Here is a 25442-nt window from a genome sequence, read left to right on the forward strand (position 1 = left end):
GGCGGCATGTCCGGATAAACCGCCTAATGCAACGCTATGCACAGCACAGGCCATGTATGACCCGCGCGCCGAAGCACATAGTGGACAAGGAAAGTATACAAAATACATCTAAATATAATCTAAAACAATTCTGAGAAAAAAGTGAATTTACCGGTTTTGGAGAGCCGTATACGCACTAGGCGTCAAGCGGCTTATGTACATTGCGTGCGGAAGCGCCGGCTTTCCCGAGAATTTCGTCCAGTTCCCGCGGCGTTACGGCAAACTCGTTCTGCATCATCTTGCAATACCGCATATAGCACTGGCGCGTTTCGGCAACATCGCCGGCAACAGCATGCGTGCGTATCAGCAGGATATAGGCGCCCTCACAGCAGGGGTCGCGCAGCAGCAGGTACTGGAGGATCTCCTGCGCTTCCCGCCAACGGTTTTTACCCAGCAGGCGGTTGGCGAGCCGCATCCCGTGCTTTTGGAAAAGTTCCAGCAGAAAAGCCTGTGCGCCATGCGCCCAAGCATAGTCTTCTGCGCCGAACAGGTTTCCGGTATAGAGCGACATCGCCTGTCTGTAGCGCCGCAGGTCTTCTTCAAATTCACCCTGTCCCACTGTTTTCAGCAGCTCCTCGATGCATTCGGCATCGCTTTTAAGCGTGGTGAAAAGCTGGTAACCACCGCTGCTTTTGCTGATGGCCACTTCCTCGCCCACAAACCGGCCCAGTTCCTTTTTCAGATTATAGATCGTCGTATACAGGTTGTTGCGGGCGCGCACATTGTCCAGCTCGGGCCAAAGCGTTTCCGTCAGCACAGAGGTGCCGACCGTCCGCCCGCGGTTGCGCCAAAGGAAAGCCAGCAGCTCCTGTGTCTTCTGGGTCGGCCAGTGCAAAAAGCCGTTTTCGCCGTCGTACAGGTTAAATTCGCCCATACACCGCAGTTGAAAGCCGGACGGAGGCTCCAGGGCCTCTCCCGTGCGCAGCCTGCGCCTTTCGCACAGCCGCTCCACGGTCCGCATCAGCCGCCCGATTTGCACCGGCTTGAGCAGATAGTCCACCGCGTTGAGATCGAATGCGTCCAGCGCATACTGCCGGCAAGCCGAAACAAACACCGTGTCGGTTTCGGGTGAAACCTTCTGCAGCTCCCGCGCTGCCGCCAACCCGCTTTTTTCCGGGGGCTCCACATCCAGGAACGCCACATCCGGTTTTTGGTTCCGCGCCGCATCCATGAGCCCGCTATAGGTCCGATAGGCGCCAAGCACCTGCACGCGGCCGGTATCGCGCAGGTACCGCTCCAACATGAGAAAATCCGGTTTTTCATCGTCAAACAAGATCGCTGTCAGCATAGTTGCTCCCTTTCCTAATCTATCTGTGCGCACCGCAAAATCCCGTTCGGCACGGCGTTTCCTTTATGTAAAGCAACCGGTCTCTAACATCATAAAATAAAAAACGGCGTGAAGCAAGTCCATATTCACATGCGGCCGTTGCCATGAACCCCGCGCGGCCATGAAAACGGCTTCCATATATGCTGTGTGCCCCATTTTCAAGCAGGCCCTGATCTTTCACGATAACATTCGATGAATCACCTTTGGATTGGCAGAAACATCGCCGGCCACAATATACAAAAGCGGTTGAAAGGAAAATCGTCATTCTGGCGGAAGGATTTGGCTCACGCATCAGCGAGGTCTCCGGCCTGAAACCCACCCGGTGAGAAACCCATTCTTTTTATAATCTACGGGAATTCCGTCCACGGTCCTGTGCCGTTACATTTTTGTTCAGATCATCCAATGAAATGAATTTGTGCATTTGCAATAAATTGTTTTTTAGGTGTGCTTATTTTTTGTCATTCATTTTCAACGACAACTCTAAAGTGCTCGTTCTTGTAAACCAAAGCGGCGGATGATATATTAAAACCACACCAAAAACATAAACAATAGGAGGATGATTTTATGGAGAATATTAGTTCTGCCGTAGCCGCTTCCGGAGCCCAAAAGCACGGCAGCGCAAAAGCCCATGTACAAAAATTCGGCGGATTTTTGGCCGGCATGGTGATGCCAAACATTGGTGCTTTTATCGCCTGGGGGCTTATCACCGCCCTGTTCATTCCGACCGGCTGGCTGCCGAACCCATCGTTCAACAAACTGGTCACACCCATGATCACCTATCTTCTGCCTCTCCTGATCGGATATACCGGCGGCAAGATCATTTACGGCACCCGCGGCGGCGTAGCCGGAGCGATTGCGACTATCGGCGTGATCATCGGCTCCCCCATCACCATGTTTCTGGGAGCCATGATCATGGGACCGTTGGCCGGTTACATCATCAAGCGCTTCGACAAAGCGATCGACGGAAAAATCCCGGCCGGCTTTGAAATGCTGGTGAACAACTTCTCGATCGGCATTTTTTCAGGCATTCTGGCACTGCTTGGTTTTTCTTTCGTCGGGCCTTTTGTGACCACCGTTTCGGATGCGCTGGGCGCCGCGGCGCAGTGGATTACCAACATCCACATGCTGCCGTTGATTGCCATCCTGGTCGAACCGGCAAAGGTTTTGTTCCTGAACAACGCCATCAACCACGGCATTTTCGATCCGATCGGCATCGCGCAGGCCAAAGCCGTGGGGAAATCCATCTTCTTCCTGCTGGAAACGGACCCCGGTCCAGGCCTTGGTGTTTTGCTTGCCTATGCCTTCTTTGGAAAGGGCACGGCCAAAACTTCGGCACCCGGCGCCGTTCTCATCCATTTCTTCGGCGGTATCCATGAGATCTATTTCCCGTATATCCTGATGAACCCGCTCCTGCTCCTCGGCGTGATCGGCGGCGGCATCGCGGCGGATTTCACTTTTGTGGTAACGGGCGCAGGCCTGGTGGCCACCTGCTCTCCGGGCAGCATCATCGCGGTAATCCTGATGAGTCCGAAGGGCGGCCTGTTCCCCATCCTGTTCGGCATTGCGGTAGGCTCGGTCGTATCGTTCCTGATCTCCTCGGTCATTGTCAAACGCTCCGCCTATACGGAAGACGCCGACCAGGCGCTTTCCGACGCACAGAGCAAAGTTTCCCAAATGAAAGCGGAAAGCAAAGGAAAGGCCGCCGCAGCAACAACCGCAACGGTTTCCAAAATGCCCTCGCTCATCATCTTCGCGTGTGACGCGGGCATGGGCTCTTCCGCAATGGGCGAGACACTTCTTCGGAAAAAACTGAAAGACGCCGGGATCACCGAGATCGAAGTGCGGCACTCGCCGGTGAACGAGATCCCCGCAGACGCGGAAATCGTGTTCACTCAACAGAGCCTGGCCGAACGGGCGGCAAGCGTGGTGCCAAATGCGACCATCATCACCGTCAACAACTTTTTGGATAACAAAGCATACGACAACTACATCGCCACCCTGCCGGCTCAGCAACCCAAAGACGCCCCTGTCAAAATCCCCGATCTGATCGTTTTTGCCTGTGACGCGGGCATGGGGTCCTCGGCGATGGGCGAAACGCTCCTCCGGAAAAAACTGAAAGACGCCGGTCTGACCGGCATTGAAGTCAAACACGCCCCTGTCAATGAGATTCCCGCAAACGCCGAAGTCGTGTTCACCCAGCAGAGCCTGGTCGAACGGGCGGCCGGAACCGTACCGAACGCGACGATTATCCCGGTCAATAATTTTCTGGACAATAAGACATACGATGCATACATCGTTTCTTTGAAAGAACACATGGTGCACGCTTAAAAAACAGCATGTTCTTTCCGGGTCCGCGAAAACCGTCACATGCGCGGTGCCTTGGCAACCATTCTTCGGTTACCATTCAGCGTTTGTGAAATAAATGGTGAGGCTTATGGTGAAATTCAGCGCACGACAAAAATATATACTGACTCTGCTGACCGATACTCGTCTGGTGGACATCAGACAATTATCAAAGCAGATGGAGATCAGCGAGCGCACCATCCTGCGCGAAATTTCCGCCATCAATCACATGGCAGAAAACCATTCCGTCAAACTGGTCTTCAAGAATCCGCTTTTGCACATGGAAGGGACGGAGCAGGCCGTCGAACAAATCAAAAAAGACCTGGGCGACATTTGCAAGCCGCAGTTGCTTACCACGGAGCAGCGGCTCCTGTTCATCACGGCACAGCTGCTCATGGCGGATGCACCTTATAAATCCGCATTCTTCAGCTACCAGATGGATGTGACGGAAGCGACCATCAGCATGTACATGGAAAAAATCGAGAAACGGTTGCCGGAGCACAATTTGTCCATGGACCGGCAGCGCACATTCGGCATCCAGATAAACGGCACCGAATGGGACAAACGCAATGCTCTGGTCGATGTGATTTACGCGTATAAACCGCCGGAAAACCTGCTGTCTTTCATCTACCAGACCAAGCACGAGCTGACCACAAAACTGCTGTTCGATGTCTTGTTTGGAAAAAAAATCATCGGGCACACGCGCGATATGCTGGACTTTGTCGCGGATATGCTGGCCGATGAAGACGACATGGAATATCTGAAAGCATTCCTTTACATCGCCCTATCGCTCAAAAAATCGCTTGACGGAGCTTCCCTGCAGCTCTCGGCGGCGTTCAAACAGGACGCACGCTCGAATAACCCGGCGCTTTTCAACCGCCTACAGCAGTTCTTCCGGCAAGAGCAGATGCAGGTGCCGGAAGACGAGATGGTCTATATCTTCATCCATCTTCCGGGCAACCAGTACCAGCACAGCATGGACCAGAAGATTAAAGCCCTTGGTATCCCGCTTGAAAAACTGAGCGAAGAAGTCCTCTATGAAATCCGGAAAAGAGAAGGCGCAGCCTTTCAGAACGACCGGCAGTTGATCGACGGAATGGCCCGTCAATTAAATGCCTCCATTTGCAGGGCCTACTTGGGCATCCAGCTTCAAAACCCGCTGCTTGGCCAGGTGCACAGCTATTATGGAACTCTGTACGACGCCGTAAAGCACGCGTGCAATCTGGTTTTTTCAAAATACAATATCCGCCTGTCGGAAAACGAGATCGGAAACATCACCATGTATGTCGGGTATATGCTCGACAGCGGAGAAAACTTTTACAACGATATCTCCATACTCATCATTTGCCCCAACGGCATGGGCGCGGCACGCATCCTTTCCGCAAAAATCCAAAAGCTGTTCCCCACCATTCAACATATTACCGTCAACTCGCTGAAAGGCTGGGAAGAAAACAGCCAGCCTTACGACCTGATCCTTTCGACCGTAGACATCAAAGACCTCAAGCGAAACCGCAAAGACCGGGTCTTTGTCGTTTCACCGTTCCTGAGCACGGAGGATATCCAACGGATCAGCCAAACGATTGATTCCATCAAGCAGGAAACAGAAAAGCGCGCCGAAGTGGCTCCCCTTTCCCACGCGCCGGATCCTGTCGGCAACCAGGTATCGGAATCCATCGGGAAAATGTTCGAGACCCTGCGGATCGAAACGGTGACCGCCACGAATATGCCTGGCCTGATTCATACCATTGCCTCCCGTCTGCTCGAAAAATCCGTGGTGACCGACCGGGAAGAAATCGAACACCGGATTTTAAAACGCGAGAAGATCGGCAGCGTTGTGATTCCCAACTCCCGCCTGGCTTTATTGCACACGCGCTCGGAAACGGTGGCCGAACCGTATATCGGCATCTACCGGCTGCGCGGGCAGATGCTGCTGCACAATCCCCACTCCAACGACGAACCGGTGGATACCTTCGTGGTGCTTCTGGCAAAGGAAACCGCACATCCGCTGGTTCTGGAAAGTTTGGGCAACCTCAGCATGTCGCTGGTCGACCGCCCCGCACTGATCGAAACGCTTCGCACCGGCTTACCGGAGGAGGTGAGGCAAAAAATCGGCAAAATCTGTCTGTGCCCGACCACCCGCTGAACAACCATCGCCGCATACCGCAACGACACACGAAGGAAGGATTGAACATGAATAAACAAATTCTGGCTCCCACCTATATTCAATTACACCTGAAACCCGAATCGAAAGACGCCGCCATTGAGCGGGTCGGCAATCTCCTGGTGCAGGGCGGGTATGTGCAGCCCGACTATATCCAGGGCATGAAGGCCCGCGAGGCGGAATTTACCACCTATATCGGGAACGGGATCGCTATTCCTCACGCCATCAACGAATACAAAAAGGACATCATCAACACCGGCATCGTGATCGCGCAGTATCCGGACGGTGTGGATTTCGGCGCAGGCAACGTCGCTTATCTGGTGATCGGCATCGCGGGCAAAAACGACGAGCACCTTGAGATCCTCTCCAAGATCGCACTGACCATCCAGGACGACGCAAATGTCCAGAAAATGCGCCATGCCACCGATACGGAAGAAATCCTGGCAACCATCGAGGAGGGGATCATGTAATGAAAGCACTGCATTTCGGGGCCGGCAACATCGGCAGAGGATTTATCGGTTATCTCCTCTCGAAATCCGGGTATACGGTCACGTTCGTCGATATCTCCCAACCGCTGGCGGACCAGATCAATCAGTTCAAACAGTATCAGGTCATCACCTTGAGTACGAGTTCCGCCAAGGAAACGATCCCAAACGTCCGGGCGATCCATCTGCGCGCGGCGGAAGAACTGGAAGACGCGGTGGTGCAGACCGATCTGATCACCCTGTCGATTGGGGCAAACAATCTTAAAAGCACCGGCAAATTGCTGTATCCTTTGCTGAAAGCGCGACAGCAGAAAAATCCGGAAGCACCCCTGGACATCATCGCCTGTGAAAACGCCCTGTTTGCGACCGACATCCTCAAACAGTCCATTCTGGACGGCGCGGACGCAGATTTCCATGCGTATCTGGAAAAAACGGTCGGTTTTCCAAACAGCGCGGTGGACCGGATCGTGCCAAACGTCACTCTCGCTAAGGATTCCCCCATCGACGTGGCTGTAGAAGATTTCTTTGAATGGGATGTGGAAGCCGGAAAAGTCAAACACAATCCGGATATACACGGCGTCAGCTATGTCGAACATCTGGAACCGTATCTCGAGCGGAAACTATTTTTGCTCAACGGCGCGCATGCGGCGATTGCATACATCGGCTTTTTAAAAGGCTACCGATACGTCCACGAAGCCATCCACGATGAGTTTATCCGCAAGACGGTCTGTGCGTATCATCAAGAGGCGCTGGAAGCGCTCCATCAAAAGCACCATATGGATAAACCCGCACTGGAGGCGTATGCACAGAAACTGCTCCGCAGATTTGAAAACCACTATCTGCAGGATGAACTGTACCGCGTGGGACGCGACCCCGTCCGCAAACTGTCCAACAACGACCGCTTGGTGTCGCCGCTGAAACTCTGCAACGACCTGCACCTTCCTTACGACGCGATCGCCTGCGCCATTGCCGCAGGATTTGCCTTTGATTATGAGGGCGACCCGAAAGCCATGGATATCCAGATGGATATTCTGGACGGGGGCATCAAATATGCGATCAGGCGGATTACGGGCCTAAACGAAAGCAGCGAGATGGTCCGGAACATCGTTGAAAATTATAAGAAACTGCTGCATCTGAAACGCTCTTGCCTGGTAGCGGTCCATGCGCTTGCGGCTGTGTAACCGGACGGCGAAAGGAATGAAATGATGATTACAAAAGAATTTACGATCACCGGTGCGCACGGCTTCCATCTGCGACCCGCTCAGGTTCTGGTTAAGACGGTGACGAAATTTCAATCCAATGTCATTATGGAAAAAGCGGACGGCACACAGGCCAACGCAAAAAGCCTGCTTAATGTGATGACATTGGGGCTGGAACAGGGCCAAAACGTCACCGTCAAAGTGCATGGCCCGGATGAGAACCAGGCCATGCAGGCCATTGGAGAACAGTTTGCCTGCAATTTTGGTGAATAACCGCCGCATGCCGGACCAATAAACCCCATACCGCTTGTCGAGGGTTTTGCGTGGATTCATCAAAATCCGTCGGGAAAACCAGCTTGTTTGAATGGGCATTTATTGAATAAATACATAAATAAGTAATTATAAGTCATGCACTCCGGTGCAGAGGGCATTTTGCAAGCACCGCCATCCGTTTTGGATCGGCGGTGCCTGTTTTTGCGAACATCGGATAGATTTTGTTTGAATGGGCGTCTTTCCATACAGCTTCAACGCAGGAACAGCTACGGACGTGCGGCACTTTCGTCGAAGCGGCCGCTTTTATTCGTCTGCAAACAGCCCCCGCAGCTCGCCCAGCGCCCGTTTTTCGATGCGGGAAACATAGGAGCGTGAAATATTCAGCTTGCCCGCCACCTCGCGCTGTGTCTGCGGTTTGGCGCCGTGCAGACCGTAGCGCATCTCGATGATGGCCCGCTCACGCGGCGGGAGCTTAACGATGTATGCACGAAGCTTTTCAGACTTCATTTTCAAGTCCACATCGTCCAGAATGGTGTCTTCGCAGCTCACCACGTCCATCAGTGTCAGCTGATTGCCGTCTTTGTCCGTATCAATGGGATCACTGATGTAAACATCCTGCGCCGATTTTTTCTGGCTGCGGAAATGCATGAGGATTTCATTTTCAATGCATCGGGCCGCATACGTTGCCAGACGCGTTCCTTTTTCGGGCTTGAAGGTGATGACACCTTTGATAAGCCCGATGGTACCCACCGACAGCAAATCCTCCTGATCGCGCGCGTTGGCATAATATTTCTTGATGATATGCATGACGAGGCGCAGGTTGTGCTCAATGAGCATATCCTGCGCCTTTGTGTCTCCCGCCTGCATCCGCGCAAGACACTCACGTTCCTCGGCCGCCGTCAGCGGCTTGGGAAACGACCCGGAATGGTTGACATGCAGTACGAAATAGACCAGCCGGAACACCGCGGCGCCCAAAATGGGAATCAACATCTTGCCACCCCTTTATCCGATGCCTTTTCACGCCTACCGTGTGTACTCTGCAAAACGCACCATGTCACCACTATATGGTGTGATCGGATGAATCGTGCACGTCCCGGGACGCATGGATCCGTGCAGCATGACCAAGATCTCCTGCGGGCTGCTCTTCTGTTTGCATCCGTCCCGCCCCCTTTCTGTTGCCGCTCGTACAGTTCCACCGAAACCGTTTACAGTATACTCCCTAACGGAAAAAGTCAGATTCTTTGCGTTTTCGCCAAAACAACTTCCACTGTTTTAGTCATAGATATGAAAATAAAACAAATGGCCGCTTTGCATTGACTTTCCTTTTTGAAAACTTATAATGGTTCCTTGATTGATCATTTGCATCGAACTTCTGGGAACACCCGCATGCACCGGTTCCCCTTCGATGCCCGAACGGAAAGGCGGTGTGCCCATGACCAGAAATATGAAAACCGGCAGTCCGATCAAACTCATTATCCTGTTTGCTTTCCCATTGATGATCGGAAACCTATGCCAGCAATTCTACGGTATCGCCGACACCCTGATCGTGGGACGCACCCTCGGCATCGGCGCGCTGGCCGCCGTAGGCAGCACCGCCAGCCTTTCGTTCCTGATCATCGGCTTTGCACAAGGCGTGGCGGCCGGGCTTTCCATCATCACGGCGCAGCGGTTCGGTGCAAATGACACCGAAGGCGTACGCAAAAGCGCGGCCGTCTGTTTGGTTGTTTCAGGCACCATCACAGCGATTTTCACCACGTTCAGCGTCCTATTTACGCGCCAGATCCTCCAACTGATGAACACGCCGCCCGATATTCTCGACGACGCCTATCATTTTATCGTCATCATCTTTGCGGGATTCGGCGCGGCGATGCTGTTCAACCTGCTCTCCAGCCTGATTCTCGCGCTGGGCGACAGCCGCACCCCGCTGCTTTTCCTCATGCTCGCATCTGGCCTGAATGTGGGGCTGGAGCTGTTCTTCATCCTCGTGCTACATATGGGGGTGGCGGGCGCGGGCCTGGCGACCGTGCTGGCACAACTGAGCTCCTGCGCGGGCTGCCTGGTCTATATCGTCAAACGCTTCCCCATCCTGAGGCCCCGCGCCGGGGACTGGCAGCCGACCCGCGCGGACCTTGCCGCGCACCTGCGAGTGGGCCTGCCGATGGGGTTCCAGAACTCCATCATCGCGTTCGGTGTCCTCATCATCCAGTTCGTGCTCAATGGCCTTGGCACCACCGCCGTGGCCGCCTACAGCGCCGCGCAGAAACTCGACGTCGTCTGCATGCAGCCCATGATCGCTCTGGGCATCGCCATGGCGACCTATGCGGCGCAGAACTACGGCGCGGGCAAATTGGAACGCATCCGCACCGGCCTGCGTCAATGCTGTGTGCTCTCCCTTTCCACAAGCGCGGCCATCGGCCTGGCAGCCATCCTGTTCGGGAAACAGATCGTGTGGCTTTTTGTCGGAAACGCACCCGCCGTTATCCATTTGGCACAGATCTACTTCAACTGCAACTGCTCCCTGTATTTCCTGCTGGCCGCCCTGTTTGCCGTGCGCTATACCTTGCAGGGGGTTGGAAAAAGCTTCGTGCCCACCGCGGCCGGCATCATGGAGCTGGGTATGCGCGCCGTCGCGGCCGGTGTGCTGGCGCGGTTTCTGGGGTTTGCCGGCGTGAGCCTTTCCAACCCGCTCGCATGGGTCGGCTCACTCTCTATCCTCATCCCGTCCTATCTGCTGGTCAGCCGGCAGTGGAAAAGACAGGCGGCACAGTCCCCTTTGTGTGTCTCTCCGTCTGCGGCACAACCCGAAACCAACAGATAACCCTCCTCACGCCGCGCATGCCGCGCACCCGGACGGCATAGAATAGGACCGCACCTTTTGGCATGAACAGAGGAGGGCTCCGCATGTCCTGGATGAGCGCGGTCGAAACCTATGGGCTCTGGGCCGTTTTTATACTGGTGGCGCTGGAATACGCCTGTTTTCCACTGCCCAGCGAAGTGATTTTGCCGTTTGCGGGGGCGTTTGCCGCCCGTACGGATGTGCCGTTCCAGTATGTACTGCCGGGCTGCTGCGCGGCAGGGCTGCTCGGCTGCCTGCTCTGCTATGCCGTGGGGCGCAGCGTGGGCGGCAAACTGCTCGCGTGGGTGGAAAAGCGCTTCCCCATCGCCGGAAAAGGGCTGTGCGCCACACGTGCGTGGTTTGAGAAGCACGGTTCGGTCTCGGTGATGCTCGGACGGGTTCTGCCGCTCTTCCGCACGTATATCTCCCTGATCGCGGGCATGGCGCGCCAGCCGGTCTGGAAATTCACGCTGCTCTCGCTCATCGGACTCACTGTGTGGAACACCGTGCTGGTGGGGCTGGGATACCTGCTGGCCGGGCAGTGGGAAGCCATCGCCTACGGCACGCGCGGCTATATGCGGGTGGCGCTGCCGCTCGTGGCCGTGGGCGTATTCGTAATCGTCCTGCGCATCCGAAAGTCCGCCAAACGAAAGGAAACTTAATATGGACACCTCTTTTTTTGCCATCCTCTCGCGCATGAAATACATCACCCGCTGGGGCCTGATGCGCAACACCCGCCCGGAAAACCTGATGGAACACAGCTTTGAAACCGCCGTGCTGACACACGCGCTGGCCGTCATCGGCAACACGCGTTTTGGTCGGACCTACGATGTGGGACAGGCCGTGTTGCTCGCTCTCTACCACGACGCTTCCGAGATCTTCACGGGGGACATGCCCACCCCGGTCAAATATTTCAACTCCACGCTGCGGGCCTCCTACCGGGAAGCGGAACAGCAGGCGCTCAGCCGCCTGCTGGCCTGCCTGCCCGATGACCTGCGTCCCGCTTATGCCGCGGTATCGGCGCCCACAGAGGGTCACACGTCGCTTCTCCTGCTGGTGAAAGCGGCAGACAAGCTCTCCGCCCTCATTAAGTGCATGGATGAGGAAAAGGCGGGCAATACCGAGTTCCAAAAAGCGGCTGAAGCCCAGTTGTCTTTCCTGCAGGAAATGCACCTGCCCGAGGTGGACTGCTTTCTGAAAGAATTCTTGCCGCCTTTCCGCCTGACGCTCGACGAGCAGGAGTAAACGCAAAACGCCGCTTCTTTTGGCTTCGGGTCACGCACCCGAAGCGCCTTTTTATGTTTGCAGGATGACGATTGAACAGAACCGGCGCGGATGGTATAATACAGGCAAGGAAATTTCCCAAGGCAGGCTCGAACCGCCGTTTGTTTCTAGAATGGGAAGAGGACGCCGCATATGCTATCTATTTTTAATAAAATTCATCATGTTGCAATCATTTGCTCAGATTATCAGAAGTCAAAAGAATTTTATGCGGGGCTTCTGGGCTTGCCTGTTATCCGCGAAGTCTATCGTCGTGAACGGGATTCTTACAAACTGGATCTGAAGATCAACGATTATTGCAACCTAGAATTGTTTTCATTCCCATCTCCTCCCAAACGTCTGAGCTATCCGGAAGCTGTCGGGTTACGGCATATCGCATTTGAGGTGGAAAACATCGACACCGTTTGTTCGTTTCTGCTCGCACACGGCGTGGAGGTCGAGCCCATACGAATCGATGCATTCACAAACAAAAAATGCACGTTTTTCCGCGACCCTGACGATCTTCCAATAGAAATCTATCAAGGTTGATATTATCTGACATTTTTAGCAAACACGGCAGATTGACAGCAATGTAAACGGCTCATTCTGTTTAGAACGTGTTTTAATAAATGGAAACTTATACTATATGGGAGATGTTGATATGGCTGTACTGTCACTGTTGGAAGTACCGAAGCTGAAAGAGCTTGTCCATCCGTATGGTTATGTCGTGCATGTGCATGACGCCTGCGGTGGCCAGTCGTTTACCCTGGAGCAAGTCGGCGAAAATCCCAACGAACAAGTGTATGGGGTCATCGAGAAATTTTTTTCAGAACACCAAATGGGCGTACATTTCTATGATAACGAAAAGTTGAATTTTGTTGCAACCTAAATCCTGATTCACCGCGCAGACATAGGATACACGAACACAAATCCAACAAAAGCCGCTGTCCCCGACTCACAGGACAGCGGCTTTTGTTTTTCCGTCTGTTGACGTGCTTTTTTCCACGTTCTCGGCATTCGGCAACTACTTTCTTATGCGCTGCGCGCCTGTTTTTCCACAATCATCCCCGCATATGTGGAAAACATCCAGGCATTTCCGCGCCGGTCAGTCGCCGAAATGGAAGGCGTTGTGCACCACTTTCACGGCGCGCTCGGCATCCTCGCGGGCGATGAGCACCGACACCTTGATCTCACTGGTGGAAATCATCTGGATGTTGATGCCCGCCTCATACAGCGCCTCAAACATGGTGGCCGCCACACCGGCGTGAGTCGTCATACCCGCTCCCACGATGGACACCTTGGAGATGTCGCTGTCGTGCGTGAGACAGCAGCCGCCGATGGATGCCAGATGCTCATGGAGGAGGGAAAGCGCTTCGTCCAGGCTGCCTTTGCCCACCGTAAAGCTGACGTCTTTGGTGCCGTCACGCCCGATCGACTGCAGGATCACGTCTACGTTGATCTTGGCCTTGGCCAGCAGCGAGAAGAGGTGATAAGCCGTCCCGGGCTGGTCCGGTAGGCCGATGATCGAAATACGGGCCACGTCGTTATCCCGCGCGACGCCGCGGATCAACATTTTTTCCACCTGAACGACCTCCTTGACTTTGGTCCCTTTGATTTTCTGAAAACTGGAAAGCACTTCAAGATCGACATGATAGCGTTTTGCCATTTCCACCGAACGGTTGTGCAACACCTGCGCCCCCAGCGAGGCAAGTTCCAGCATCTCATCATAGCTGATCTCGTCAAGCTTGTGCGCGTCCTTTACGATGCGCGGATCGGCGGTATAGATGCCGTCCACATCGGTGTAGATTTGGCAGAGATCGGCGTTCAGCGCAGCCGCGAACGCCACTGCCGTCGTGTCCGACCCGCCGCGCCCCAGCGTGGTGATGTCGTCATAGCGGTTGATGCCCTGGAAACCCGCGACGATGACGATCTTGCCTTTGCCTAACTCCGCCTGGATGCGCTCAGTGTCAATACGGCTGATGCGCGCGTTGCCGTATGTATTGTCCGTGTGCATGCCGGCCTGCGGGCCGGTGAGCGAAACAACCGGGAAACCGAGTTTCTGTATAGCCAGCGCCACCAGCGCCATGGAGATCTGTTCGCCGGTGGAGAGCAGCACGTCCATCTCTCTCTTGCTGCCCGCCGGGTTGATCTCGTTTGCTTTTTCGATGAGATCGTCGGTGGTGTCACCCTGCGCGGAAACCACCGCCACCACGCTGTTGCCAGCCTGATAGGTTTCGGTGATGATCTGCGCGACATTGAACACCCGCTCGGCGTTGGCGACCGATGTGCCGCCGAATTTCTGCACAATTAAAGCCATTTTCAAGCCCTCCGAGGGTGGCCAGCCGGCAAAAGCCAAAAGCCCGCACGCGGCCGGCGGCCATCGGCAGAAGCATTCACCCGCTGTCCAGTTCTATTAATCCCCTTGCTGTGTCACACTATGACCGGGGTCTGTTTTGCCTGTCGCTACCAGTTTATTCCTGCGGAACATCCGGCTCCATCGTCGGGAGCACCGCATTGTTATTCTTCTGTGGTTTCCACCGTCGCGCCGGTTTCGTCGCAGTCGAGCATTTCCAGCCGGAACTTCTGCGGCAACTCCTGCAGCGCTTCCTCGGCGCGCGCCTGGAATGAAAGATCGGTCACGTTCACCATGGCCATAAGCGTGGGGCCTGCGCCGCTGATGTAGCAGGCATAGGCGCCCAGCCGTATGCAGAGCGCAAAGACATCCTCCGCACCGGGGATCAGCCCCAGGCGGTAGGGCTGATGCAGTTTGTCTTCCACCGCCACGCGCAGATTATCCAGCCGGCCGGAGAACAGGGATGCGATCATCAGCGCCGTGCGCGAAAGATTGAACACCGCGTCCTTGTGCCGCACCTGCGCAGGCAGCGCGGCGCGGGCCTTTTCAGTCTTGAGCTCAAAATCGGGGATGAACGCCGCAAATTTCAACCGGCCCGAGATGGGCACCTTCACACTGTAGACCCGGCTTTCCTCCAGCACCGCCGCCGTGAGCCCACCCAAGATGGCCGGTGTGGAGTTGTCGGGGTGGCCCTCCAGCACCGCGGCGAGGTTGACGATGTCCGCTTTGGGAAGCGGATTGCCGAGCAGGGTGTTGGCGCCGAGCAGACCGGCCACGATGCAGGCTGAGCTGCTGCCCAGGCCCCGGGTCATGGGAATATTGTTTTCCTGGGAAATACGCAGACCGTGGAACGGCCTGCCGCAAAGCTTATACAAAAATGCGACGGTCTTGTAGATGAGATTGTTTTCGCCGCAGGGTACATCCGAGCCGTCGGTCGTGGAAATGTGGATACCGTCGGCTTCTTCCATCCACACCCGGTTATACAGGCGCAGCGCAAGCCCCAGCGAATCGAATCCCGGCCCGATGTTTGCGCTGGTGGCGGGGATCTGTATCTTGATCATGGTGAGTCAGCTCCTAATAGTCCAGTACCCGGATGGTGGACAGGATGGTGTAATCCAGCGCCTGCAGTGCCTGCAGCGCGCGGGCGATCTCGCCTTCCGGCAACGTGGGCGTGATGAACGCCGCCTCGTTTTCCACGCCGGGGGCGACCACTTCCGTCACACTGCCAAGCAAGCCGTGCACCGAGCGCAGCGCCTCCGCGCGGTTGCGGGCCGCAATGCGCACAAACATCGCGGCGGGCACCTCCAGATAATCGCAGACATAGCCGTCTTTGGCCGGTTCCCAAAAAATATACTTGCGCGCTTTCAGATGTTTGACGGCATCGATCACATCGGCCACCACGGCGCTGGCGGTGGGCAGCTTGCCCGCGCCGCGCCCGTAGAACACCACGTCGCCGAGGGCGTCGCCCCGTACCAGGATGCCGTTGAAAACATCGTCCACGGTGGCAAGCTGGCTTTCCCGGGAAATAAACGCCGGGCTGACCATGGCGAACAGCCGCCCGTCTTCCAGTTTTTTCACCCGGCCGATGAGTTTGATGACCCCGCCCCAGGCATCGGCGTACCGCACGTCTTCCGCGGTGATATGCGTAATGCCTTCGGTGTGCACGTCTTCGGGATTCACATGGCGGCCGTAGGCCAGCGAAGCCAGGATGCACACCTTGCGGCAGGCGTCGCCGCCCTCCACGTCCGCGCTCGGGTCGCGCTCGGCATAGCCGAGCTGCTGCGCCAGCGCCAGTGCGTCCGCAAACGCCATGCCCTCGCGGAACATCTTGGTAAGAATGAAATTGGTGGTACCGTTGAGAATGCCGGCGATCTCCACGATCTGGTTGGCGGACAGGCACTGGCTGAGAGGCCGCAGAATGGGAATGCCGCCGCCTACGCTCGCTTCAAACAGGAAGTTCACATTCTTTTCGCGCGCGATGGCCAGCAGCTCAGCGCCTTTTGCCGCCACCAGTTCCTTGTTGGACGTCACAACGTTTTTGCCTGCCTCCAGACAGCGGCGGACGAAATCATAAGCGGGATTCAGCCCGCCCAGCACTTCCACCACCACCCGCACCTCGGGGTCGTTCAGGATAACGTCGAAATCCTTCACAAATTTGTCGTGGTAAGGCACATCCGGAAAATCTCTGCGGTCCAGCACGTAGCGGATCTCCATATCCTCTCCGGCCTTTTGGATGATGCTCTCATGGTTTTTGTTGAAAACCTCCAGCACCCCCGAGCCGACCGTCCCGTGGCCGAGCACAGCGATTGCAATCATGATGGTAAAACCTCCAAATGGGCACAGCCCTTTTTTTTGGCAAATGAAAACCCGATGCCCTCAGGCGCCGGAAACGATCTCCACATTTTCCACGCCCTCCACCTTGCGCAGGGCCGTGAGCAGCCCCGTGAGCGAAAGACGGATATTATCTATCCGCGCGGTGATGGAAACCGGCGCGATCCCGTCCACCGGAATGTTCTGGTTGATGGTGAGAATGTTGGCGCCGCTTTTGTAAAGCAGACCGATCAGCACGGAAAGCACGCCCGCTTCATCGCGCAGCATGGCGCTGATGGTGACAATGCGGCCCGCCGCGTCGTCGTCATAGGGGCGCACCCGTCCTTTATATTTATAAAATGCGCTGCGCGAGATGCCGGCCAGCCGCGCCGCCTCGTTCACCGAGTGCGCCTGGCCGGTGTGCAGCAGGCGCTTGGCATCCAGCACTTTCAGAAACACGTCTGGCAGCGCTTCGCTGTCCACAATCAGATAACGCGGGGCTTTTTCCATATACCGTCCACCACCGGAATACTTTTGTATTATGAGCAGATACACTATATCATAGATGCGCATCGCGCCACAATCGCCCGTCTTCCGCATTTTCGGATTTTACGCCTTGAAATCTCTTGATTTCTTCTGTTTTCGCTCGCATACTCCGGTTTATGCAAGCAGACTCTTTGAAAAAATTACCAAAACGCGTGCGGGCAGTTGATAATTTCCCCGCTTTTCGCTTATTCTAGTAGCACGGGGATCTTGCACGCACACCCGCAGAACCCGGACGCGTGCACGCACGCGAAAACAGGCACAGGAGGCTGACATGATCGACCGGGATGAACGCAAAAAAAAGTTTCTATTGAATACGGCAACGTTTACGGTAGCTATCGCGCTGGGTGCCGTCCTCGTCAAATTCCTGCTCGGGTGGATCCTTCCGTTTGTTTTCGGTTTCCTCATCGCGGCAGCCGTACAGCCCGCCGTGCGGTTTGCTCACCGGCACTGGCGCCTGCCCAAGCGGGCAGCCGGGCTGTTGCTCGCCCTGCTGCTGATTCTGGGGCTGCTCGGAATCTGTGCCGTTATCCTTGCGCGCCTGATCATGACAGCGACGCCGATGGTGCAGCAACTGCCGCAATACCTGCAGGCGCTTGTCAACCAGGTCAACTTGACGACGGACAGCCTGACCAATTCCGCCAGATCCGTTTCCCCCGTCCTGGCGCAGAACATTTCAAACATGATGGAAGGGCTCTCGACGGAACTGATGAAGGTGAGCACTTATGCCAACCAGCTGCTTGCACTGGGGAAAAGCCTGCTCGCCAGCCTGCCGAACGTGCTGTTCGGCATCGCGGTCACCATCCTCTCTGCGTGCTTTTTCAGCATGGATTACGACATTATCCGCGGTTTCCTGCTGCGCCAGTTGCCCGAACGGTATACGGACATAGCGGTGGAAGTCAAGCGCTACTTTTTCCGGTCGGTGGGCGGCATGGCGCGGGCCTATGCCCTGCTGATGCTCATCACATTTTTGGAACTGACGTGCGGCCTAATGCTGCTGCGCATTCCCAACGCCATTCTCGTTGCGGTGCTCATCGCGGTGGTGGACATTCTGCCCGTACTCGGCACCGGCACCATAATGGTGCCGTGGGCCATCATCACGCTTTTATTCGGCAACATCCCACTGGCTGTCGGCCTAACCGTGCTGTATGCGGTCATTGCCACGGTGCGCACCATCCTCGAGCCGAAGGTGGTGGGCGACCGCATCGGGCTGTATCCGCTTGTCACACTGTTTGCCATCTTTCTGGGGCTGAAATTCGCGGGCGTGGCCGGCATGCTGCTTTTTCCGCTCATCGTTCTGATACTCAAACGCCTGAACGACACCGGGAAGGTCCACCTCTGGAAATAGCGCCGCACTAAGCCGCAAACGGGAACAGACGGCCGTCTGGCTTTTATCCCCGGCTTTCCGCCAGCCGCTCCGCAGCCTCCACGATCTCCAGCGGATGCGCCACGGCATGGTCGGCATCGCGCACTTCGTCCGGCGCGAACCCATAAAGGCAGCCGATGAACGGAATGCCGTTCTCCCTCGCCGCTTCCTTATCGTATTTGCGGTCGCCCACCATCACCGCTCTGCCTGCCTCCACCTTTTTCAGCAGCAGGCGCAGCATATCGACTTTGGTCAGATGCAGTTCCAGCGGGCGCAGCTCATCAATGAGAGGGCGCAGCCGTATGGCCTGCAGTACCGCTTCGATATACCGCACCGAGGCATTCGAGCAGACCGCTGTGTGCCAGCCCTTTCCCCGCAGAGCGCTCAGCATCTCCGCACAGCCATCGAACGCGCGTCCGCATTGGGGCAGCAATTCCTGCTCCAGCTCCGCCACGCGGCCGCCATATTCTGCATATACTTCCTCGGAAAGGCCGGGGGCCAGCAGCGGGAACGTGTCTCGTGCTATCCCGCCAAACATGGAAATGATAAACTCTGCGTCCCGCACAGGCACACCGAATTCCCGTTGCGCCTGCTGGTGTGCCTCCACCGAAACCAGATCCGTGCGATTGAGCGTGCCATCCAGGTCAAAAACGATCCAATTGCCGCCGTTCATACTGTATCTCTCTTTCAGACAGATGTTATCGCCCGGCCGCGCACGTTCCGTGGGAATGGACCGGACCTTTTCCATTATACCGTTTTTCAGGCAAAAAGAAAAATCGGAAGCCCTATCCTATCCGGACGGGCGGTTTGGCGGTTTACGTAGGCACTGCGAATATGGTATACTATATGCATTACATACTGCCCGCGCCTGCACGGCAGACCCGCGAATCCACCCGCCGCGCGAGCGGCGCACAGAAAGCAGGACACCGCCGAAAGCGCATCCGCCTGGCCGCGGACGCCCGGAGCGGAAATACGAGGAAGGATGATCCCTAGATGGAAGGCATGTTCAAGACAGCCGTCAGCGGTTTTAAGAAAGACGAAGTGCTCGCCTACATCGACAAACGCGAAACAGAGGCGCGCCAGAAGGTAGAATCGCTGAATCAGCGCCTGCGCAAAATGACCGCCGACCTGAACGAAGAAAAAACGCAGCACGCCGAAGCCGTTGCACAAGCGGAGCAACTGGAGGCGGAACTGGCCCGCGAACGCGAACGGGCAGACGAGTTGGCCAAAGCCGCCGGCACAGCCGAAGAAGAGAAGCGCGCCGTCCGGGCACAGCTGAACGACGCGCAGTTTGAAGTGGCCCGTCTGCGGCAGGAGCTCGCCGCCGTGCAGAAAGAACAGGAACGCACGCAGGCAGACAAAGAAAAGGCCCTGCTCCAGACAGCCGAGCTGAAAAGCGTGGTGGGCGAACTCAACGACAAAATCCAGAACTCCGCCAATAACGAGGACCGCATCAGCCGCGTGCTGATGGAAGCACAGGCCACGGCGGACCATATCCTGGCGGAAGCACAAGAAAACGCTTCCAAACAGTTGGCTGACGCACAGGGAAAATCCGCGGCTGTGCTGGACCAGGCACGCACCGAGCTCACGGAGCTGCTGCGGCAGACCGCGCAGTTTCGCTCCGAGGTGAGCGACCTGCGGGAAGGCACCCAGCGGGCATTTTCCCACATCGACACGCTGCTGGAAAATGTGGAGCGCTCCGCCGGCCATATCCAAGAAGCCTATCAGAAACCGTTTTCCCCCGCCGTCGAGCCGGATGAACCGCCGGCCGTGGAGGAAAGCGAACTGGCTGCCGACGAACAGGCCGCGGCCAGCGAACAGGATGAAGACGCACCGTCCCCCGAAACCGCCAGTACTTTCAATTTTTCCCGCGTCGCCGAGTAAATAGAACAATAATCAAAAGCCCGGCGCGCGCCCCTGATAGGGGGACGCACGCCGGGCTTTTCGTATGTGAACGAAAGACCTGCCGACCGGTCTACAATACCGCCGGTTACAGCAATCTGTCCAGTTCTTTCTGGAGTTCGGCCGGTGTGATATACGGCTCGAAACGCCCCACCACTTCGCCTTCTTTATTGATAAGAAATTTGGTGAAATTCCATTTGATATCGTTGCCGGTAAGCAGTTCCGGATATTTCTCCTTGAGCACGCCCTCAATCACGCGCGCGCCCTCCACATTCAGATCAAGACCTTTAAACGGCGCCGCATTTTTCAGATAGTTATAGATCGGACTGGCTTTGGGGCCGCGCACATCAATCTTGGCAAAAAGAGGGAATGTCACGCCGTAATTCAGCTTGCAGAATGACTGGATCTCCTCGCTTGTGCCAGGCTCCTGCTCCAGAAACTGGTTGCAGGGAAAACCCAAGATCTCAAACCCTTTATCCTTATTGGCCTGGTACAGGGCTTCCAATCCTTCATATTGCGGGGTGAATCCGCATTTGCTGGCCGTATTGACGACCAGCAACACCTTGCCCTTATAATCCGAGAGCGAGACGGTCTTGCCGCCCAGTGTTTCCGTGCTGAAATCATATATGCTCATAATTCAGACTCCTTTGCATTAAGTTTACCCATTTAGTACAGTTATACGTTACCACATTCACGCACCGCTGTCAACGACTTTCCCTCTTTTTTCACATGAAATCAGGCAGTCTGCAGTTGTTTTCTGCGCGGTTTTTTTGTTACAATAAAACAAAGCCGCCGCTATGGACGGCATTTTCTCCATTTTAAGAAAGGAACGGGTACAATGAATGCTTTTTTGGCTCATCCCCAGGGGTATCTGGTCGGGTGGGGAACCCGGACACTCATCAACGCCGGTCTGGCACAAGGCAAAAACCGCTCGGGAATTTTATGGTTCCTGCTTTCCCTGCTGCTCGGACCGGTGGCAACTCTGCTGATCGTCCTGCTGCCCAAACGGTAACGCCCGCCGCGGTTTTCACACAGCCTTTTGACCCGATTGGCTTTCATTCCCAAAAAAGACCTGCTATAATGGTTGTGTTGCGACCTGCAGCCCCTTGGAGCAGGCGCTGCTTACCGTTTCATTTCTGACTGTATAACAAAAGGCCGAAAAGAGGTTTTATGGAACTGCTGCGACCCAAAAGACGCTATCTGGAAGTCTTCATTATTTCTCTGATAATTGCCCTGTCTTTTTTGTTGCCGTATATCCTCATCGACAAAGGTATCTTCGTCTTTTATGGGGACTATAACGTACAGCAGGTACCTTTTTATATGCTGGTGCACAATGCCATCCGCAGCGGCAACACCGCTTGGAGCTGGACGACCGACCTTGGTGCCAATTTTATCGGCTCCTATGCGTTCTATAACCTCGGCAGCCCATTTTTCTGGCTTACCATGCCGCTGCCGGACTGGATGGTCCCCTATACGTTGGGTCCCCTGCTGGCACTAAAAATGGCAGTGGCCTCCGTGGGCGCTTATGCGTTCATCGGCCGGTTCGTCAAGCGGGATGAATTTGCCGCCATCGGCGGGCTTCTGTATGCCTTTTCCGGCTTTTCCATCTACAATATCTTTTTCAACCATTTCCATGAACCGATGGCATTTTTCCCGTTCCTGCTCATCGGCTTAGAAGAATTCATGAAAAACAACCGCAAGGGCCTGTTTGCGCTGGCGGTGTTCGTCAATGCGATTATCAACTATGAATTCTTCATTGGCACGGTGTTTTTCCTGGTTCTCTATTTTATCCTGCGAGCCGCTTCCGGGGACTGGAAGCTGGGCATCAAAAAGTTTTTTCTTCTGCTGTTCGAATCGGTGGTGGGCGTGGGGCTGGCGTGTGTGCTGTTCATTCCCGCCATCCTTGCGGTGATGGGCAATTACCGCGTGCACCAGCCTTTGCAGGGATGGAACCTGCTGCTATATGACAACAACCAGCGCTACGGCGACATCCTGCACTCACTGTTCTTCCCGCAGGATCTTCCTGCCAGGCCGAATTTCTTCCCGGACGCCAACAACAAATGGTCGTCCATGTCCGCATTCCTGCCGTTTTTCTCCTGCTCGGGCGCGCTAGCGTTCATCATTGCCAGAAAAGGTCACTGGCTGCGGCGTATCCTCTGCATCAGCCTGCTGATCGCGCTGATCCCCGGCTTGAACTCCATGTTCATCCTGTTCAACAGCGACTATTACGCACGGTGGTTCTTCATGCCCACGCTGATGCTGAGCCTTGCCACCTGCATTGCGCTGGATGACCCCGACATCGATTATGCGGCGGGGCTGAAATGGACCTTCGCCATCACCCTCATTTTTGCGCTGGCCATTGGGCTGATTCCCCAAGTGTCCGGCGGCAAGATCACACAGATTGGACTGGAAGCCTATCCCGACCGTTTCTGGGTCTATGTGGCCATTGCGCTCGGCGGACTGGTGCTGCTGGCCGTAATCCTGCGGAGAAACGGCAAGTCCTCACCCCGGTTTTTATACCGGGTAACTATTCTGCTCACGCTCACCATCTGTATCTACGCCAATTTCTTCGTCGCCACCGGCAAAGAAAACGGTGAAGACGGCACGTGGTACAAATCCGTGGCGGTGGAAGGCGCGCAAAAACTTACGCTGAACCGCACACCATTCTCCCGCATCGACGTCTACAACGGCATGGACAATCTGGGTATGTTCTGGAACTGGCCGACCATCCAGGCATTCCAAAGCGTGGTGCCCACCTCCATTATGAATTTTTACCAGAGCGTAGGCGTGCAGCGCGATGTGGCCTCCCGGCCGCAACTGCAGTATATCGGCCTGCGCGCGCTGCTCTCGGTCAAATATCTGGTGCAGCAGAACGCCACCGACACGTTCACTTCTCCGGGGTGGGTATTCGACTCTTACCAGAACGGCATGAAGGTATGGCGCAACACCAACTTCATCCCTATGGGGTTCACCTATACATCCTACATCACCCAATCCCAGTATAAAGTCTCGGAAAACAAAGACCTGCTGCTGCTCAAGGGCATACTACTCAACGACACGCAGATCAAAAAATACAGCCGTTTGCTCACGCCGCTCCCTCTGACGGACATCTACAACACCAGCGACAACCAGCTAGCGGCCGACAGCGCCGCGCGCCGCATGTATACCTGCTCGACTTTTTCTACGGATAACAAAGGGTTTTCCGCTGCCATCACATTACCGCAGGACAATCTCGTCTTTTTCAGCGTACCATATGACAGCGGCTGGAGCGCCACTGTGAACGGCACCCCCGCAACGATCGAACAGGTAAACGTGGGATTCATGGCCGTAAAATGCACCGCGGGCAGCAACTCCATCCGCTTCAATTATAAAACGCCCGGCCTTGCGGCTGGCCAAACCGTCACCGGTATTTTCGCCGTGATCCTCGTCGCTTATCTGCTGTTCGTGCGCTTTGGGCTGCCGCGATGCAAAGAACGATTCCCGCAATTCAATCACATTGGCAAAGCGCGCCCCCTGCAAAATAAGGAAACCAAGGAGAAAACGCCATGATCCTTTCCGGGCTTGAAATTAAAAAAAGACTGCATAAGACCATTGAGATCGATCCGTATGACGAAAGCCGCCTGAACCCCAACAGCTATAATCTGACCCTGCACAATGAACTGTTGGTTTATAAATCCCATCTGCTGGACATGAAGACTAAAAATGAAGTGGAGCACATTGTGATTCCTTCTGAAGGGCTGATACTGGAGCCAGGACGGCTCTATCTGGGCAGCACGGTCGAATATACCGCCGCGGACGACTGTGTCCCCATGCTGGAAGGGCGCTCCTCGATCGGGCGCTTGGGCCTCTATGTGCACGTCACAGCAGGCTTCGGAGATGTGGGCTTCCATGGCTGCTGGACATTGGAGATCAGTTGTATCCAGCCTATTCGTATCTACGCAGGGGTGGAGATCTGCCAAATTTATTTTCATACCATTGCCGGCGCGTACGAGCCATATATCAGCGAGAAATATCAGAATAACCGTGGTGTGCAGCCCAGTCTGCTCTATAAAGATTTCGAGAGAAAACCCAAATAAAAGCGGTCTGTTTTCACATGAAAACAGACCGCTTTTATTTACGATTAGAGTCATGGTTCATCAAGCCAGCCGGAGGGCGAATCCTGTATCACCTGCATGGCATCCTGCCAGCCTTTCTTGTAGAACCAATCGCCATCCCGGTTATATATAGCAATCAGCCTGTCGGTATAGGCATGCAACAAATCCATATGCTGCGTGCCCAGAACTTGTCCCAGTTGCCGCCGTATCTTTTCCAAAATTGCTTTATCGATATCTGTTGTGTGCTGCGATTCATACTGATTATCCAGTTCATCCAGACGCACATCGATCCAATCCGCCCACTTTTCCGCGGATGTATTCGCGTTGGGGTTTTCTTTGCACATATTGTGACGGCTCCTTTGCTCGGTTTTCATAATTTTCATTCCAACTGCACGCTTAATTTACACATACCCTACCCATTGTATTGCACCCAGAACAGCATTGCAAGGATTCCGCCATGTCCTTTTGGCCCAAAAGCAGGCTGCTTGGTCATTAAGGTAAAATATAAACAAAATACCCTCCACCACGTGGAAGGTATTTTAAAACCGGCATGACCGGTGGCTCCCCAAGTAGGACTCGAACCTACGACCCTGCGGTTAACAGCCGCATGCTCTACCAACTGAGCTATTGAGGAATATCTCCGCTGCCGCCATGAGGACAGCAAATCAAGAGATGAAATTGTGCCGGCACCGACCTATTTTCCCAGGAAGCTTCCCTCCAAGTATCTTCGGCACCGATGAGCTTAACTGCCGTGTTCGGAATGGGAACGGGTGGAACCTCATCGTCATTGACACCGGCTGCACTGGCCATGCAACCAGGTTCAGGATACCCAGCAGAAACCAAATGCGGCTCTGCCTAAAACCTTTACCTGTCTGCTGCCCTGTGGTTGTATCTTCATCCGGTTTGAAGTGATCGCGCCGGAAAAAGGCCTATTTAATATAGCACAATCCG

The 25442-nt window shown here is 55.1% G+C and carries 24 protein-coding genes, 1 tRNA gene and 1 rRNA gene; 15 read left to right on the plus strand and 11 right to left on the minus strand.

What is annotated here, in order from left to right; translation table 11 throughout:
• Positions 1-175: 175 nt before the first annotated feature.
• Positions 176-1327, minus strand: a complete 1152-nt coding sequence (locus tag ETHHA_RS13870) for a response regulator (RefSeq protein ID WP_013486588.1) — start codon at positions 1325-1327, stop codon at positions 176-178.
• A gap of 603 nt (positions 1328-1930) precedes the next feature.
• Between ETHHA_RS13870 and ETHHA_RS13875 the strand changes: the two genes are divergently transcribed.
• From ETHHA_RS13875 to ETHHA_RS13895, 5 genes are all read left to right on the plus strand, one after another.
• Positions 1931-3694, plus strand: coding sequence for a PTS mannitol transporter subunit IIBC (locus tag ETHHA_RS13875; RefSeq protein ID WP_013486589.1), 1764 nt, complete (start codon positions 1931-1933; stop codon positions 3692-3694).
• Between the two features lie 106 nt (positions 3695-3800).
• Positions 3801-5852: a BglG family transcription antiterminator gene (locus ETHHA_RS13880; RefSeq protein WP_041686931.1), complete on the plus strand. Its 2052-nt coding sequence runs from the start codon at positions 3801-3803 to the stop codon at positions 5850-5852.
• Positions 5853-5899: 47 nt separating this feature from the next.
• Positions 5900-6340, plus strand: a complete 441-nt coding sequence (locus ETHHA_RS13885) for a PTS mannitol transporter subunit IIA (RefSeq protein WP_013486591.1) — start codon at positions 5900-5902, stop codon at positions 6338-6340.
• On the plus strand, positions 6340-7536 hold the full coding sequence (locus tag ETHHA_RS13890; protein ID WP_013486592.1) for a mannitol-1-phosphate 5-dehydrogenase: 1197 nt from the start codon (positions 6340-6342) through the stop codon (positions 7534-7536). Before ETHHA_RS13885 ends, ETHHA_RS13890 begins: the two co-directional genes overlap by 1 nt.
• A 21-nt stretch (positions 7537-7557) precedes the next feature.
• On the plus strand, positions 7558-7827 hold the full coding sequence (locus tag ETHHA_RS13895; protein WP_013486593.1) for an HPr family phosphocarrier protein: 270 nt from the start codon (positions 7558-7560) through the stop codon (positions 7825-7827).
• 303 nt (positions 7828-8130) lie between these two features.
• Here the strand turns inward: ETHHA_RS13895 and sigK are convergent, their stop codons facing one another.
• Positions 8131-8817 carry an RNA polymerase sporulation sigma factor SigK gene (gene sigK / locus ETHHA_RS13900; protein WP_013486594.1) on the minus strand — a complete coding sequence of 229 codons (687 nt, stop codon included), beginning with the start codon at positions 8815-8817 and terminating at the stop codon, positions 8131-8133.
• 442 nt (positions 8818-9259) lie between these two features.
• On the opposite strand from sigK, the gene ETHHA_RS13910 reads away from it, so the two are divergent.
• From ETHHA_RS13910 to ETHHA_RS13930, 5 genes are all read left to right on the plus strand, one after another.
• Entirely contained in the window at positions 9260-10645 is a 1386-nt protein-coding gene (locus ETHHA_RS13910; protein WP_013486595.1) for an MATE family efflux transporter, read from the plus strand.
• Positions 10646-10728: 83 nt separating this feature from the next.
• Positions 10729-11325 (plus strand): DedA family protein, encoded by a 597-nt coding sequence (locus ETHHA_RS13915; protein WP_013486596.1) that lies wholly within the window; start codon positions 10729-10731, stop codon positions 11323-11325.
• Position 11326: 1 nt separating this feature from the next.
• A complete protein-coding gene (gene yfbR, locus ETHHA_RS13920) occupies positions 11327-11908 on the plus strand; it encodes a 5'-deoxynucleotidase (protein WP_013486597.1) in 582 nt (193 codons plus the stop codon).
• Positions 11909-12079: 171 nt separating this feature from the next.
• The gene (gene gloA2 / locus ETHHA_RS13925; protein ID WP_013486598.1) at positions 12080-12472 is read left to right on the plus strand and encodes an SMU1112c/YaeR family gloxylase I-like metalloprotein; all 393 of its coding nucleotides are present in this window, start codon (positions 12080-12082) and stop codon (positions 12470-12472) included.
• Positions 12473-12584: 112 nt separating this feature from the next.
• Entirely contained in the window at positions 12585-12812 is a 228-nt protein-coding gene (locus ETHHA_RS13930) for an RDAC family protein (protein WP_013486599.1), read from the plus strand.
• Positions 12813-13028: 216 nt separating this feature from the next.
• Here ETHHA_RS13930 and ETHHA_RS13935 read toward each other — a convergent pair whose 3' ends face one another.
• From ETHHA_RS13935 to ETHHA_RS13950, 4 genes are all read right to left on the minus strand, one after another.
• Positions 13029-14240 carry an aspartate kinase gene (locus tag ETHHA_RS13935; RefSeq protein WP_013486600.1) on the minus strand — a complete coding sequence of 404 codons (1212 nt, stop codon included), beginning with the start codon at positions 14238-14240 and terminating at the stop codon, positions 13029-13031.
• A 200-nt stretch (positions 14241-14440) separates the two neighbouring features.
• Positions 14441-15337, minus strand: a complete 897-nt coding sequence (thrB, locus tag ETHHA_RS13940; protein WP_013486601.1) for a homoserine kinase — start codon at positions 15335-15337, stop codon at positions 14441-14443.
• A 13-nt stretch (positions 15338-15350) separates the two neighbouring features.
• A complete protein-coding gene (locus ETHHA_RS13945; protein WP_013486602.1) occupies positions 15351-16592 on the minus strand; it encodes a homoserine dehydrogenase in 1242 nt (413 codons plus the stop codon).
• 60 nt (positions 16593-16652) lie between these two features.
• Positions 16653-17096, minus strand: coding sequence for an ACT domain-containing protein (locus ETHHA_RS13950; RefSeq protein ID WP_013486603.1), 444 nt, complete (start codon positions 17094-17096; stop codon positions 16653-16655).
• A gap of 307 nt (positions 17097-17403) precedes the next feature.
• Here ETHHA_RS13950 and ytvI point away from each other — a divergent pair, with 307 nt between their 5' ends.
• Positions 17404-18477 carry a sporulation integral membrane protein YtvI gene (gene ytvI, locus ETHHA_RS13955; RefSeq protein ID WP_013486604.1) on the plus strand — a complete coding sequence of 358 codons (1074 nt, stop codon included), beginning with the start codon at positions 17404-17406 and terminating at the stop codon, positions 18475-18477.
• A gap of 43 nt (positions 18478-18520) precedes the next feature.
• Here ytvI and ETHHA_RS13960 read toward each other — a convergent pair whose 3' ends face one another.
• Positions 18521-19168, minus strand: a complete 648-nt coding sequence (locus ETHHA_RS13960; protein WP_013486605.1) for an HAD family hydrolase — start codon at positions 19166-19168, stop codon at positions 18521-18523.
• Between the two features lie 320 nt (positions 19169-19488).
• Here ETHHA_RS13960 and ETHHA_RS13965 point away from each other — a divergent pair, with 320 nt between their 5' ends.
• Complete coding sequence (locus tag ETHHA_RS13965) at positions 19489-20379, plus strand: DivIVA domain-containing protein (RefSeq protein WP_013486606.1); 891 nt, start codon at positions 19489-19491, stop codon at positions 20377-20379.
• A gap of 106 nt (positions 20380-20485) precedes the next feature.
• Here the strand turns inward: ETHHA_RS13965 and ETHHA_RS13970 are convergent, their stop codons facing one another.
• Entirely contained in the window at positions 20486-21031 is a 546-nt protein-coding gene (locus ETHHA_RS13970; protein WP_013486607.1) for a glutathione peroxidase, read from the minus strand.
• A 204-nt stretch (positions 21032-21235) separates the two neighbouring features.
• Between ETHHA_RS13970 and ETHHA_RS15950 the strand changes: the two genes are divergently transcribed.
• From ETHHA_RS15950 to dcd, 3 genes are all read left to right on the plus strand, one after another.
• Entirely contained in the window at positions 21236-21409 is a 174-nt protein-coding gene (locus tag ETHHA_RS15950; protein ID WP_013486608.1) for a hypothetical protein, read from the plus strand.
• Between the two features lie 158 nt (positions 21410-21567).
• Positions 21568-23946 carry a YfhO family protein gene (locus tag ETHHA_RS13975; protein WP_013486609.1) on the plus strand — a complete coding sequence of 793 codons (2379 nt, stop codon included), beginning with the start codon at positions 21568-21570 and terminating at the stop codon, positions 23944-23946.
• Entirely contained in the window at positions 23943-24473 is a 531-nt protein-coding gene (dcd, locus tag ETHHA_RS13980) for a dCTP deaminase (RefSeq protein ID WP_013486610.1), read from the plus strand. Before ETHHA_RS13975 ends, dcd begins: the two co-directional genes overlap by 4 nt.
• Positions 24474-24523: 50 nt before the next feature.
• Here the strand turns inward: dcd and ETHHA_RS13985 are convergent, their stop codons facing one another.
• From ETHHA_RS13985 to rrf, 3 genes are all read right to left on the minus strand, one after another.
• Positions 24524-24865 carry a hypothetical protein gene (locus tag ETHHA_RS13985; RefSeq protein ID WP_137143928.1) on the minus strand — a complete coding sequence of 114 codons (342 nt, stop codon included), beginning with the start codon at positions 24863-24865 and terminating at the stop codon, positions 24524-24526.
• A gap of 184 nt (positions 24866-25049) precedes the next feature.
• A tRNA-Asn gene (locus ETHHA_RS13990) sits at positions 25050-25125 on the minus strand.
• Positions 25126-25172: 47 nt separating this feature from the next.
• A 5S ribosomal RNA gene (rrf, locus tag ETHHA_RS13995) occupies positions 25173-25289 on the minus strand.
• Positions 25290-25442 lie beyond the last annotated feature (153 nt).

The sequence above is a fragment of the Ethanoligenens harbinense YUAN-3 genome (genome assembly GCF_000178115.2).
GTDB lineage: Bacteria > Bacillota > Clostridia > Oscillospirales > Ethanoligenentaceae > Ethanoligenens > Ethanoligenens harbinense.

Bases quoted from the DNA above. Each gene is read 5' to 3' on its own strand.
- ETHHA_RS13870 (WP_013486588.1), bottom strand. From the start codon at position 1,327: ATGCTGACAGCGATCTTGTTTGACGATGAAAAACCGGATTTTCTCATG.
- ETHHA_RS13875 (WP_013486589.1), top strand. From the start codon at position 1,931: ATGGAGAATATTAGTTCTGCCGTAGCCGCTTCCGGAGCCCAAAAGCAC.
- ETHHA_RS13880 (WP_041686931.1), top strand. From the start codon at position 3,801: ATGGTGAAATTCAGCGCACGACAAAAATATATACTGACTCTGCTGACC.
- ETHHA_RS13885 (WP_013486591.1), top strand. From the start codon at position 5,900: ATGAATAAACAAATTCTGGCTCCCACCTATATTCAATTACACCTGAAA.
- ETHHA_RS13890 (WP_013486592.1), top strand. From the start codon at position 6,340: ATGAAAGCACTGCATTTCGGGGCCGGCAACATCGGCAGAGGATTTATC.
- ETHHA_RS13895 (WP_013486593.1), top strand. From the start codon at position 7,558: ATGATGATTACAAAAGAATTTACGATCACCGGTGCGCACGGCTTCCAT.
- sigK (WP_013486594.1), bottom strand. From the start codon at position 8,817: ATGTTGATTCCCATTTTGGGCGCCGCGGTGTTCCGGCTGGTCTATTTC.
- ETHHA_RS13910 (WP_013486595.1), top strand. From the start codon at position 9,260: ATGACCAGAAATATGAAAACCGGCAGTCCGATCAAACTCATTATCCTG.
- ETHHA_RS13915 (WP_013486596.1), top strand. From the start codon at position 10,729: ATGTCCTGGATGAGCGCGGTCGAAACCTATGGGCTCTGGGCCGTTTTT.
- yfbR (WP_013486597.1), top strand. From the start codon at position 11,327: ATGGACACCTCTTTTTTTGCCATCCTCTCGCGCATGAAATACATCACC.
- gloA2 (WP_013486598.1), top strand. From the start codon at position 12,080: ATGCTATCTATTTTTAATAAAATTCATCATGTTGCAATCATTTGCTCA.
- ETHHA_RS13930 (WP_013486599.1), top strand. From the start codon at position 12,585: ATGGCTGTACTGTCACTGTTGGAAGTACCGAAGCTGAAAGAGCTTGTC.
- ETHHA_RS13935 (WP_013486600.1), bottom strand. From the start codon at position 14,240: ATGGCTTTAATTGTGCAGAAATTCGGCGGCACATCGGTCGCCAACGCC.
- thrB (WP_013486601.1), bottom strand. From the start codon at position 15,337: ATGATCAAGATACAGATCCCCGCCACCAGCGCAAACATCGGGCCGGGA.
- ETHHA_RS13945 (WP_013486602.1), bottom strand. From the start codon at position 16,592: ATGATTGCAATCGCTGTGCTCGGCCACGGGACGGTCGGCTCGGGGGTG.
- ETHHA_RS13950 (WP_013486603.1), bottom strand. From the start codon at position 17,096: ATGGAAAAAGCCCCGCGTTATCTGATTGTGGACAGCGAAGCGCTGCCA.
- ytvI (WP_013486604.1), top strand. From the start codon at position 17,404: ATGATCGACCGGGATGAACGCAAAAAAAAGTTTCTATTGAATACGGCA.
- ETHHA_RS13960 (WP_013486605.1), bottom strand. From the start codon at position 19,168: ATGAACGGCGGCAATTGGATCGTTTTTGACCTGGATGGCACGCTCAAT.
- ETHHA_RS13965 (WP_013486606.1), top strand. From the start codon at position 19,489: ATGGAAGGCATGTTCAAGACAGCCGTCAGCGGTTTTAAGAAAGACGAA.
- ETHHA_RS13970 (WP_013486607.1), bottom strand. From the start codon at position 21,031: ATGAGCATATATGATTTCAGCACGGAAACACTGGGCGGCAAGACCGTC.
- ETHHA_RS15950 (WP_013486608.1), top strand. From the start codon at position 21,236: ATGAATGCTTTTTTGGCTCATCCCCAGGGGTATCTGGTCGGGTGGGGA.
- ETHHA_RS13975 (WP_013486609.1), top strand. From the start codon at position 21,568: ATGGAACTGCTGCGACCCAAAAGACGCTATCTGGAAGTCTTCATTATT.
- dcd (WP_013486610.1), top strand. From the start codon at position 23,943: ATGATCCTTTCCGGGCTTGAAATTAAAAAAAGACTGCATAAGACCATT.
- ETHHA_RS13985 (WP_137143928.1), bottom strand. From the start codon at position 24,865: ATGAAAACCGAGCAAAGGAGCCGTCACAATATGTGCAAAGAAAACCCC.